This is a genomic window from Maribacter aquivivus (genome assembly GCF_900142175.1).
GTDB lineage: Bacteria > Bacteroidota > Bacteroidia > Flavobacteriales > Flavobacteriaceae > Maribacter > Maribacter aquivivus.
Genome location: NZ_FQZX01000003.1, coordinates 466527 through 479525, shown reverse-complemented (window position 1 = coordinate 479525; position 12999 = coordinate 466527). Strand labels below are relative to the sequence as shown.

General features: G+C 35.2%; 10 protein-coding genes. 7 read left to right on the top strand and 3 right to left on the bottom strand.

Going from position 1 to position 12999, the window contains the following annotated elements:
• The first annotated feature begins 194 nt into the window (after positions 1-194).
• The 5 genes from leuC to leuB all read left to right on the top strand — a co-directional run bounded on the left by leuC (position 195) and on the right by leuB (position 5428).
• Positions 195-1607 (top strand): 3-isopropylmalate dehydratase large subunit, encoded by a 1413-nt coding sequence (gene leuC, locus BUC31_RS17725; protein ID WP_073246748.1) that lies wholly within the window; start codon positions 195-197, stop codon positions 1605-1607.
• Between the two features lie 99 nt (positions 1608-1706).
• Positions 1707-2303 carry a 3-isopropylmalate dehydratase small subunit gene (leuD, locus tag BUC31_RS17720; RefSeq protein WP_073246746.1) on the top strand — a complete coding sequence of 199 codons (597 nt, stop codon included), beginning with the start codon at positions 1707-1709 and terminating at the stop codon, positions 2301-2303.
• Between the two features lie 76 nt (positions 2304-2379).
• Positions 2380-3897, top strand: a complete 1518-nt coding sequence (locus BUC31_RS17715) for an alpha-isopropylmalate synthase regulatory domain-containing protein (protein WP_073246743.1) — start codon at positions 2380-2382, stop codon at positions 3895-3897.
• A 58-nt stretch (positions 3898-3955) separates the two neighbouring features.
• Positions 3956-4303, top strand: coding sequence for a four helix bundle protein (locus BUC31_RS17710; RefSeq protein ID WP_073246741.1), 348 nt, complete (start codon positions 3956-3958; stop codon positions 4301-4303).
• Between the two features lie 69 nt (positions 4304-4372).
• Positions 4373-5428, top strand: a complete 1056-nt coding sequence (gene leuB / locus BUC31_RS17705) for a 3-isopropylmalate dehydrogenase (protein WP_073246739.1) — start codon at positions 4373-4375, stop codon at positions 5426-5428.
• Positions 5429-5503: 75 nt separating this feature from the next.
• Here the strand turns inward: leuB and BUC31_RS17700 are convergent, their stop codons facing one another.
• Complete coding sequence (locus tag BUC31_RS17700; protein ID WP_244534074.1) at positions 5504-6772, bottom strand: serine hydrolase domain-containing protein; 1269 nt, start codon at positions 6770-6772, stop codon at positions 5504-5506.
• Between the two features lie 206 nt (positions 6773-6978).
• Positions 6979-8178, bottom strand: a complete 1200-nt coding sequence (locus BUC31_RS17695) for an MFS transporter (protein ID WP_073246737.1) — start codon at positions 8176-8178, stop codon at positions 6979-6981.
• 253 nt (positions 8179-8431) lie between these two features.
• On the opposite strand from BUC31_RS17695, the gene BUC31_RS17690 reads away from it, so the two are divergent.
• Both BUC31_RS17690 and BUC31_RS17685 read left to right on the top strand, forming a co-directional pair.
• A complete protein-coding gene (locus tag BUC31_RS17690) occupies positions 8432-10585 on the top strand; it encodes a TonB-dependent receptor (RefSeq protein WP_073246735.1) in 2154 nt (717 codons plus the stop codon).
• A gap of 110 nt (positions 10586-10695) precedes the next feature.
• On the top strand, positions 10696-11334 hold the full coding sequence (locus BUC31_RS17685; RefSeq protein ID WP_073246734.1) for a hypothetical protein: 639 nt from the start codon (positions 10696-10698) through the stop codon (positions 11332-11334).
• Between the two features lie 35 nt (positions 11335-11369).
• Here BUC31_RS17685 and BUC31_RS17680 read toward each other — a convergent pair whose 3' ends face one another.
• Positions 11370-12956 (bottom strand): NADP-dependent glyceraldehyde-3-phosphate dehydrogenase, encoded by a 1587-nt coding sequence (locus BUC31_RS17680; RefSeq protein ID WP_073246732.1) that lies wholly within the window; start codon positions 12954-12956, stop codon positions 11370-11372.
• Between the last annotated feature and the right edge of the window lie 43 nt (positions 12957-12999).

Sequence of the window (12999 nt, the reverse complement as noted above, 5' to 3'; positions counted from 1 at the left end):
ATTTAGCACTAAAAAAAGATTTATGAAACACATCAAAAAAACTTTAGATAAAAAGATAACTTAACATTCTAAACGGTATTATGAGTCCGTCAAAATATCACAACTTTACCGTTGAACATCGTAATTTGTAAGTGTGTTAATTTCCACGAGACCCTTGTTTTTAATAGATTTGTTGTACTTACATTAGAAAGAATATGAGCGCAACTAAAACATTATTTGACAAAGTGTGGGATTCCCACGTAGTACATAAAATACAAGATGGTCCAGATGTACTGTTTATTGACAGACACATGGTACACGAAGTAACAAGTCCTGTTGCTTTTCTAGGTATTAAGAATAGAAATATTCCTGTAATGCACCCAGAGAAAACATTTGCAACAGCTGACCATAATACACCAACTATAAACCAACATCTACCAGTTGCTGACCCACTTTCTGCAAACCAATTGAGAATGTTAGAAGAGAATGCTAATGAATATGGTATTTCTTATTGGGGATTAGGTCATGCAAAAAACGGTATTGTACACGTTGTAGGTCCTGAATATGGTATTACCCAACCAGGTGCTACTATTGTATGTGGAGATTCACATACTTCTACACACGGTGCTTTTGGAGCAATTGCTTTTGGTATTGGTACTTCTGAAGTTGAAATGGTTTTGGCTACACAATGTATTATGCAGCCTAAGCCTAAGAGAATGCGTATTAATATCAATGGTAAAATGAGCAGAGGGGTTACACCTAAAGATGTTGCTTTATTTATCATTTCTCAATTAACTACTTCTGGTGCAACTGGATATTTTGTAGAATATGCCGGTGAGATTTTCAGAGACATGAGTATGGAAGGTCGTATGACCGTTTGTAATCTAAGTATAGAAATGGGTGCCCGTGGTGGTATGATAGCTCCTGACGAGAAAACATTTGAATATGTAAAAGATCGTGAGTTCACGCCTAAAGGTGCAGATTGGGACAAAGCAATGGCATATTGGGAAACTTTATACACTGATGAAGATGCCATTTTCGATAAAGAATTAACTTTTGATGGTTCACTTATTGAACCAATGATTACATATGGTACTAACCCAGGTATGGGTATGGGAATTTCAAATGATATTCCAATGGCAAATGACGTTCAAGGTGGGGCTACTACCTATCAAAAATCATTGAAGTATATGGATTTCAATGAAGGTGATAGTATGATGGGCAAGCCAATTGATTTTGTTTTTCTTGGTAGCTGCACGAATGGTCGTATAGAAGATTTTAGAGCCTTTGCCTCTATCGTAAAAGGCAGAAAGAAAGCTGCTAATGTTACTGCATGGTTGGTTCCTGGATCACATAAAGTTGAAGCGGCAATAAAAGAAGAAGGTATACTTGATATTTTAACCGAATCTGGTTTTGAACTTCGTGAGCCTGGTTGTTCTGCTTGTTTAGCAATGAATGATGATAAAGTTCCTGCCGGTAAATTAGCCGTAAGTACATCAAACAGAAATTTTGAAGGAAGACAAGGTCCTGGTTCAAGAACGTTATTAGCTAGTCCGTTAGTTGCTGCTGCAGCTGCTGTAACTGGTAAAGTAACCGATCCAAGAGAATTAATGGTAGAACTTGTGTAACAAGTTTACCTTTCGCTATTAGCCTTTGACTTTTAGCAAAACAACAATTATAATAATACAAGCTAATGGTTAACATCCATAAGCAAAAAGCTATAAAAAATGGCATACGATAAATTCGACATATTAACTTCAACTGCGGTTCCTTTACCTATAGAAAACGTAGATACAGATCAAATTATACCTGCACGATTTTTAAAGGCAACTGAGCGTGTTGGTTTTGGTGACAATCTTTTCAGGGATTGGCGTTACAACCAAGACAATACTTTAAAAGAAGATTTTGTTTTGAACCAAGATAAATTCAGCGGAAAAATTTTAGTAGGTGGTAAGAATTTTGGTTCGGGATCATCTCGTGAACATGCTGCCTGGGCAGTTTATGATTACGGATTTAGATGTGTAGTTTCAAGTTTCTTTGCAGACATCTTTAGAGGTAACTGTCTTAACATTGGTGTATTACCAGTACAAGTAAGTGCAGAGTTTTTACAGAAAATTTTTGATGCTACCGAAGCTGACCCTTCTACAGAATTAGAAATTAGTCTACCTGAACAAAAAATTACTTTACTATCAACAGGCGAAAGTGAGTCTTTTGATATTAATGACTATAAGAAGAACAACATGCTTAACGGATTTGATGATATCGATTATTTATTGAACATCAAAAAAGATATTGAGACGTTCGCAGAGAATACTCCTTTATAATATCAGGACAGTACAAAGCATTTACGTTAACTAACCCAATGCCATTTTTCGATTTGAAAAATGGCATTTAGAACACATGAAAAAAAGAAAGTTAGAAATAATGGATACCACCCTAAGGGATGGTGAACAAACTTCGGGCGTATCCTTTTCTGCATCGGAAAAACTGACCTTGGCAAAATTACTTTTAGAAGAACTGAAAGTAGACCGAATTGAAATTGCATCTGCTCGCGTTTCTGATGGAGAGCTAGAAGCTGTTCAGAAGATTACCGAATGGGCTGGTGAAAAGGGTTATTTAGAACGTGTAGAAGTACTAACTTTTGTAGATGGTGGTATTTCATTAGATTGGATGCAAAAATCTGGAGCCATTTCTCAAAATTTGCTGACCAAAGGTTCAATGAACCATTTAAAGTATCAGTTAAAGAAAACTCCCGAGCAACATTTTTCTGAAATTTCCGAGATTTTTAAACAAGCCACTGAAAAAGGTATTATCAATAATATTTATTTAGAGGATTGGAGTAATGGAATGCGAAATTCAAAAGAATATGTTTTTGACTTTCTAGATTTTCTATCCACTCAGAATGTAAAAAGAATATTATTACCAGATACATTAGGCATTTTAACGCACACCGAAACATATGCGTATTTGTCTGAAATAGTACAAAAATATCCAAATTTACATTTCGATTTTCACGGACATAATGATTACGACCTAGGCGTAGCCAATATTATGGAAGCTGTAAAAGCTGGCTGCCATGGTTTACACCTTACCGTAAACGGAATGGGCGAAAGAGCTGGTAACGCACCAATGGCAAGTGCCGTAGCTGTTATCAACGATTTTCTACCAGAAGTAGAGATTAATGTAAACGAAACCTCTTTATATAAAGTAAGTAAGTTGGTATCTGCCTTTACAGGTTTTACCATACCAGCAAACAAACCAATTGTTGGTGATAATGTATTTACACAAACTGCCGGTATACATGCCGATGGAGACAGTAAAAACAACTTATACTTCAGTGACCTAATGCCTGAACGTTTTGGAAGAAAACGTAAGTATGCATTGGGTAAAATGTCAGGTAAAGCAAATATTCAAAAAAACTTGCAAGAGCTGGGCTTAACATTAAACAATGAAGAGCTAAAAAAAGTTACTGCACGTATTATTGAACTAGGAGATAAAAAAGAACGCGTTACAAAAGATGACCTTCCTTTTATTATTTCTGATGTTTTAGATACTGCAGATTATAAGCAAAAAGTATTTATAAAATCGTACGTACTTACTCATGCAATGGGATTAATGCCTTCCACTACCCTATCTGTAGAAATAGATGGAAAAGTTATTGAGGCACATTCGCAAGGAGACGGGCAGTATGATGCTTTTATGAACGCTCTTAAAAAAGTGTACATGGCAAAGAATATTCCATTACCAAAATTGACCGATTACGCAGTAAGAATACCACCAGGTAGTACATCTGATGCATTATGCGAAACAGTCATTACTTGGGAACTGGAAGGAAAAGAATTTACATCAAGAGGTCTAGATTCTGACCAAACGGTAAGTGCCATTAAAGCGACTGAGAAAATGTTGAATATTATTTAGACGCGGAACGCTTAACGCTAAGTGCATTGCGCTCGACGCTTTGCTCAAAACGCAATAAATGAGAGATTATAAAAAATATAATGTTTGGGAATTAGGACATGAAGTTACATTAGAGATTTATAAATTGACTAGAAGCTTTCCAAATAATGAAAATTTTGGTTTAACGAGTCAAATGAGAAGAGCTTCATCATCTATATCAGCGAATATAGCTGAAGGATGCGGAAGGGAATCTGACGCAGAATTTAAACGTTTTTTAATCATTTCTCAAGGATCAGCAAGTGAATTAGAATATTTTACGATTTTAGCAAAAGATCTAAAGTATATTCAAAAAGAAGAGTTTTTAATAATTCATGATAAAGTCAACAAAGTAAGAAGAAGTTTAAATAATTTAATAAATAAAATATAAACAGCTTAAACGTAATACAATTAACGTATTGCGTGTTGCGAATAGCGCAGAGCGTAAAGCGATTAACCCATGAAATTAAATATTGCCTTATTAGCCGGTGATGGTATCGGTCCAGAAGTAATTGATCAAGCAGTAAAAGTATGTGATGCAATTGCTAAAAAGTACGAACATCATATTACTTGGAAACCAGCTTTAACTGGTGCCGCTGCAATTGATGCTGTTGGTGAGCCTTACCCAGATGAAACACATGAAATTTGTGCAAATGCCGATGCAGTTCTTTTCGGTGCTATAGGTCATCCGCGTTTTGATAATGATCCATCTGCAAAAGTTCGTCCAGAGCAGGGATTATTGAAAATGAGACAAAAATTAGGTTTGTTTGCCAACGTAAGACCAACATTTACATTCCCTTCACTTATCGATAAATCTCCTTTAAAAAGAGAACGTATTGAAGGTACCGATTTAATTATCTTAAGAGAATTAACTGGTGGTATCTATTTTGGTGAGCGTGGAAGAAAAGATGATGGCAACACTGCTTTTGACACTATGACCTACCAACGTTTTGAAATCGAAAGATTAGCTAAAAAAGGTTTTGATTTCGCTATGAAGCGTTCTAAAAAATTATGTTGTGTTGATAAAGCCAACGTTTTAGAATCATCTAGACTTTGGAGAGAGACCGTACAAGCAATGGAAAAAGATTATCCAGAAGTAGAGGTTTCATATGAGTTTATAGATGCCGTTGCAATGCGTCTAATTCAATGGCCTAAAGGATATGATGTAATTATTACAGCTAACTTGTTCGGAGATATTTTAACCGACGAGGCTTCTGTAATTGCAGGTTCTATGGGACTAATGCCTTCTTCTTCAGTAGGTAGTAAAGTTTCTTTATATGAGCCAATACACGGTTCTTACCCACAAGCAGCAGGTAAAGACATCGCAAACCCATTAGCTACCGTACTTTCTGCAGCTATGCTTTTTGAAGACATGAATATGACAGAAGAAGCTGAAGAAATTAGACGTGTTGTAAACAAATCTTTAGCTGAAGGTTACGTTACCGAAGATCTTGCCGATGGAGGTAAAAGTTATAAAACAAGTGAAGTTGGTGATTGGTTAGCCAGCAACATTTAAGAAATATACTTAAAAAAGAAAATCCCTTTAATCGATGATTAAAGGGATTTTTTATATCTGATAGTTACAGTTCACTTAAATGCTTGTAGCTATTGCAATTTCTTGTTCATAAATACTTTTAACGATTGCACGTAAATCTGGAATTACGGTTTTAACCAATTTTGACGGTCCGTTGATCAATACGCAAATACCTAAATCAGAATCTGGAAAAAGTGCTATCTCATTTCTGTAGTTGTTTACACTACCACCATGATGCCAGATTGTTTCTTCCGCTGCCTTTTCATTCTCTTTTATGGTGTGTATCCTCCAACCGAATCCGTAACCAGATTTCACATGTCCCGGCCATTTTTGATAATATTTGAGATGTCCCTTTAATTCTACAAAAGGTTTGAATACTTGCGCCATGGCATCTTTAGACATCACATCAGGATTATGCCCTAATAAGAAACGCATCCACTTTGCCATATCTATAGAATTAGCATTAATACCACCAGCCGCAATTGCATTATAATAATTATCTCTAGGCAAAACAGTTCTAAAACTATGCCCTCTTCTAATATGAGGCAAAGCTATATTCTCATTGTTCATCAATGTTTTATGATCCATTGAAACGGAATTCATACCTAACGGAGCAAAGAATTTATCTGTCAATAAGGTCTGAATATCCTTTCCTGTGGCTTTTAGCATCACTTCTTGTGCTACAGAAAACATAGCGTTTTGATAACTATATTGAGAACCAGGTTCTGCAATTGGATTTATTTTATCGAATTTTCCACTAATAGATGACATGGTGTAACCAGCCTCTACTAAATCCGTATAACTGTGATACGGAGTACCTGTAGTATGAGAAAGTAAATGGGCAACTTCTATTTTTTGTGTATTCTGTTGATTTCCAAAATGAAAGTTTGGTAAATAATCAGCCACTTTATCATTAAAGTGTAATTTACCTTCGCTCTCTAAGTTGGCAGCTAATATTCCCGTGAATCCTTTTGAGATAGAACCTAATCTAAATAAGGTTTCAGCGTCAACAGTTTCTTTACCATTGAAACTTCTTTTACCATATCCATCAGAAAGAATAACAGAATCTCCACTAACAATACTTACTCCAGCTCCAACAATATCACCAGAGGCTATAGCTTTATTAAAATAATCGGTCAAGGCATCGTTCAATGCTTTTTGACGAATGTTATAGAGTTTAATCTGCCTTTTCTCTGCAAGAGTTTTAACAGGATTAGGATTTGCAATGATTGCTTTAGAATGTTCTGGCTTAAATGAAGAAGCCGTAAGAACAAATAGTAGTAGAACCATTATTATGGCTCCAAGAAATAGTTTGGTACGTAACACAGCATTGTAAGTTTTGGTTCTATTACAACGTGACAAAATGGATAAAATTACCGATGAACTGCATAAATTATAAATTTTAACATCGAAACCACTTGATTCTAAAGAAATAAGAAAAAATAAAAACTATCAGTAAACATTTTTTATTGAGCATAAAAAAAAGGAACTTATAATATAAGTTCCTTTCTGATTTATTGAAAAATTACAGACTAACAGCTCATCGCCATTTTTCTATATTTTATTTCTTTTCTCTTTCTAACAATTAAAATAGATACTGCTATGGCAACACCAGAAAAAGCAAGCATTGCTCCTATTAAACTAGAGTAAATAATACCGTAGCCAAATGCAATTGGCAATCCGGCCAAATAAGCGCCAGAAGCATTACCCATATTAAAGGCACTTTGATTCATAGAAGAACCCAACATTTCGGAACCTTTAGATGTATTGATTATGGCCATTTGAATGGGGGTTGCAACGGTAAAGGATATAGCTCCTATCACAAAGGTCAATAACATTAATAAATACGGATTGGATGCTATCACCATATTAAGTAATAGAATACCGCACATAACAGATAAACTAATGATTACCGCTTTCAAAGGAGAAAACAATTCTGCCATCTTCGCACCTAAAAAGTTACCTACTACCATACCTAAACCAGCCAACATCATAGCATAGCCAACAAAATGGTTTGGCAACCCGGCAACATCTGTAATTAACGGAGCTACATAACTGTACCACGCAAAAAATCCACCAGTACCGATTGTGGTCAAAGCAATTAAAGCCCAAAGCTCTGTATTTTTCAATCCTTGAGAAACACTTACTTTCTCTTCGGTCTCATCAACTTCAATTTTTGGCATCCAAAGGTAAATGCTTCCTAAAGCTAATAAACCCACAAAACCTACCAAGTAAAAAGAAACACTCCAGCTAAACTGTTGACCTAAATAGGTGCCAATAGGTACTCCAATAACATTGGCTACCGTTAGACCTGAAAACATTATTGAAATCGCTTGAGCCCCTTTTCCTTTTTTAGCCAATTTTGTAGCAACAACAGCACCAATACCAAAAAAGGCACCGTGAGGTATCCCAGATAAAAATCTCATGAACAACAAGCTCGTATAGCCCGTTGCTAGTCCAGATAAAGTATTAAATACCGTAAACCATATCATTAAAAGGAATAACATTTTTTTAGGTGTAAGCTTAGAGCCTAATCCTGTTAGTAATGGAGCCCCCACTACTACACCCAACGCATATGCTGCAATAAAGTGACCTGCCTGAGGAATGGTTATACCCAATGACCCAGAAACTTCGGTCAAAATTCCCATGATAACAAACTCGGTAAGTCCTATTCCAAAACCACCAATTGCCAAGGCAAATAGTGCTTTCTTATTTGATTTTATAGTATCCATAACTTATAAATTTTAAGTTCAACATATACACTATAGGTTCTCAATCAATTTTAAAAAGGCAAAGTTAAAACCATAATACCGGTTAAAACACGCATTAATTACCATATTTATGTTAATAATTAACCTTCTAAAATATCTCCTAATCGCTAATTTTCGCAATTCAGGATAACAATTCAACAATTGGGAAAACCAATTTATTTAAACTTTCATTTACGATTCATATTTGTGATATCAATCAAAAATAAAATCAACAATGAAGACGCTATTATTCTTATTAATTACATTTTTCTCTATTAATTTATTCTCGCAATCAACAGTATCTGGTAAAGTAACCGACTCTAAAGGTTTACCAATTATGGGTGCAAGTGTATATTTAGAAGGCACTTATGACGGTACGGCAACCAGTGAGGATGGACTATTCTCATTTGAAACCAAAGAACAAGGTCAACAGACATTAATAGTGTCTTCTATTTCCTTTGAAACGTATTCAAAATCATCCGATATTACCAATTTCAAGAATGTCACCATCAAATTAAAAGATGATGTAAATACCTTGGATGCCGTAACCGTAAACGCAGGAACTTTCAATGCAGGTGACAATGCAAAAGTTACCGCTCTTAAACCTTTGGACATTGTAACAACAGCAGGTGCTCTTGGTGATTTTGTAGGCGCACTGCAAACCTTACCAGGCACTTCTAACGTTGCTGAAGATGGCAGATTATTCGTTAGAGGTGGTGATGCAGAAGAAACACAAATTTTCGTAGATGGCATGCGTGTATTTACACCCTACTCCCCTTCTGCCAACAATATTCCGTCAAGAGGTAGATTGTCTCCTTTCTTATTTAAAGGGATAACTTTTTCAACCGGAGGTTACTCAGCTGAATACGGGCAAGCATTATCAAGTGTTCTACTTTTAAATAGTATAAGTGAACCACAAGAAGAGAAAACTGAAATTTCTATAATGACCGTTGGGCTTGGGTTAGGTAATACTCAAAAATGGAAAAAAAGCTCGCTTAGTTTAAATACATCTTACATTAATTTAGCACCATATCAAAAACTGTATCCTGATAATAATGAATGGCATAAGCCTATAGAATCTGTAGGTGGTGAAGCCGTCTATAGGTATAAATTCAATAACGACGGTTTACTAAAAGTCTATGGTGCATATAGTTCCGTAAATTTCGATTTAACACAAGAAGATATCAATGTGGCAGATGGTATACGTTTCGGGTTAAAGAATAGAAATCTTTACATCAACTCATCTTACCAAGATTTCTTAGAAAAAGACTGGAGCATAGCTACAGGTGTTAGTTTTGCCAATGACCGTTCTGAAATAAAGTATAGCGATGCTGACATTACAGATATTGAAAACTCGGCACATCTAAAAATTGCATTTAAAAAATTCTTTTCTAGTCGCTACAAACTCAACTTTGGAGCAGAATATTTCGTAACAAACTTTACAGAAAACTATCAAGATACTAGCTTTGAAAACGACTATGAGTTTGACAATAATCTCTTCAGCAGTTTTGTTGAGACTGATATTTTCTTCTCTAAAAAACTAGCTACCAAGATTGGTATAAGAGGTGAATATTCTGAGCTACTACAGGAATTTAATCTATCACCAAGACTTTCATTAGCCTACAAGGCTGGTGCAAACTCCCAATTCTCATTGGCATACGGGGAGTTTTTTCAAAATCCGAAGAACGATTACTTAAAGTATAATTCTGATTTTACAGCCGAAAACACAACCCATTATATTATGAACTATCAATATGTAAAAAACAAACAGATATTCAGGGCCGAAGCATATTACAAAAATTATGGAGACTTAGTAAAGTATGATACTCCGTTTGCGCTGCCAACATCTACCTACTCTAGTAATGGAAGTGGATTTGCTAAAGGATTGGATATATTCTGGAGAGATAATAAATCAATAAAAAATACGGAGTATTGGATGTCTTACTCTTACTTGGATACTGAAAGGGACTATCAAAATTATCCAACATCTGCGACTCCGGATTTTGCATCAAAACACAATGCATCTTTAGTTGTAAAGCGATGGATTGAAGATTGGAAAAGTCAAGTAGGTTTAAGTTATAATTATGCATCTGGGCGCAACTATACCGACCCAAACAAAGGAGGATTCTTAACGGAACAAGCAAAAAGTTTCAATTCATTAAATGCCAACTATGCTTATTTAATAAGTCCGCAGAAAATATTATATCTATCTGTAAGTAACGTATTAGGAACCAAAAATGTGAACGGATATCAATACGCAAACCAAACCAATACAGATGGAGTGTTCGATAGAAGAACAATTACGCCTGCAGCAGACCGCTTCTTTTTCATTGGTTTCTTTTGGACGATAAGCGACAACAAAGATGACAATCAACTTGATAACCTTTAGAAATTACAATTCACTACAAAGAACCAACAACTCAGTCATCTATTTTATTGAAAAAATAACAATAGAAAGATATTTGAACAACAATAAATAACATTAAAAAACTATACATCATGAAATCAGTACTATTAATTGCCACACTAATTTTCACATATAGCTTAAGTGCCCAAACATCTTATGAAAAAGGGATGAATGAAGCATTTGCATTATGGGAGCAACAAAAGAATATAGAAGCCGTACAACTGTTTGAAAGAATAGCATCTGCAGAAACCGATAATTGGTTACCGTCTTATTATGCCGGACTAATAGAAATTGTAAGTAGTTTTGGTTTAAAAGACGAAGCTTTATTGACATCAAAGCTAACTAGAGCAAAAGGCTTTTTAGACACCTCTTCCTCAGTATCTGAAAACAACCCAGAAATAATGATTGCCTATGCCCTACTAAACACTGCATACATGGCTTTTGACGGTGCAAAATACGGTATGACATTGTCTGGTGAGAATATAGCCATCTATCAAAAAGCACAAGCTATAGCACCTAACAACCCAAGAGTACTACTTAGTAAAACCGAATGGGATATGGGAACAGCAAAATTCTTTGGAAAATCTACAGCACCGTATTGCGAAGATATTGAGCATGCAATTGTATTGTTTAAAGCAGAAGAACAAACAATACCTTACTATCCATACTCAGGTTTAGAAAGAGCTAATGAAATCAGTATCAATTGTAAAAAAGAAACCTCCCCTAATTAATAGGAGAGGTTTTTTATAGTCTTAACTATGGACCTTTATAATATATAATCTGTACTCACAAAATTAGAAAGTTTGGCTTCTAATAAATTCTCAATGATTTCAGTATTCAATTCATTGTCTTTGAACGCTACAAAAGTTCTAATAGAGAATGAACGTAACGCATCATGAACACTTAAAGTTGCTTGTGCAGAATCTTTTCTACCAGTAAACGGATAGACATCTGGACCCCTTTGGCATGAACTATTTAAATTCACACGACATACCAAATTCACCAAAGTATCTATTAACGGAGAAAGTGCATATACATCTTTACCGAACAAACTTACTTGTTGACCATAATTGCTTTCTGCCATATCATCTAATGGCTCTTCGATATCCGTGAAAGGTACGATGGGTATAATGGGTCCAAATTGTTCTTCTTGGTACACACGCATGTCTTTAGTAACAGGGTAAAGAACAGCTGGCCATATATAGTTATCGTAACGCTTTCCTCCTTTTTTATTCAATATTTTAGCTCCTTTTGAAACCGCATCATCAATTAATTCTTGAATATAATCTGGCTTAGCAGGTTCAGGTAATGGAGTTAATTTCACCCCATCTTCCCACGGATTCCCAAATTTTAATTCATCGACTTTCTTAGCGAAGCTTTCATTGAATTTGGACCTAATTTCTTCATGAACATAAACCACTTTCAATGCTGTACAACGTTGGCCATTAAAAGACAAGGTACCAGCCAAACATTCATTTATAGTTAAATCTAAATCAGCATCTGGTAAAATAATTGCAGGGTTTTTGGCTTCTAAACCTAATACCAAACGTAATCTATTACTTTTAGGGTGTTGCTCTTGTAAGGCATTTGCAGATTTGCTGTTACCAATTAAAGCAAGTACATCTACTTTACCTGTTTGCATAATTGGTGCGGCAACAGTTCTACCACGACCAAAAAGTACATTTACTACCCCTTTAGGAAAACTTGACTGAAAAGCTTCTAAAAGCGGAGTAATTAATAAAACACCATGTTTTGCAGGTTTAAATATGGTTGTGTTACCCATGATAATTGCAGGAATCAACAATGCAAAAGTTTCATTCAACGGATAGTTATAAGGGCCTAAACATAAAACAACACCTAATGGTCCTCTTTTAATATGCGCATAAACACCATCGTTCTTTGTAAATTTAGCTGCATCACGATCCAATTGTTTATAATCTTCAATAGTATCTTCAATATACTCAACCGTACGGTCAAATTCTTTTTGTGAATCTGGTAATGATTTACCTATTTCCCACATCAATAATTTTACAACCTCGTCACGCTTAGTTTTCATCTTTTTAACGAAAACCTCCATACACTCAATACGGTCCTTAACGTGCATGGTTGGCCAAACCCCTTTTCCTTTATCATATGCCTTTAAAGCACCATTTAATGCATCTAAAGCGGCTGCTTCTTGTAAATCTGGTATACTACCTAACAATGTAGGCTTGTATTCTTTTGTTGATGAAATTGTAGAATACACCTCTGTAGTATCTCCTTTCCATTCTTTTAATTCTCCGTTGACCAAATAATGTTTTTGGTCTATTGTTGATGTTATTTTAAATTCTTCAGGAATTTTAATATCGCTCATTTCTTATTTTTATTTGTACTATGATTGATAATTTTATAAGGAC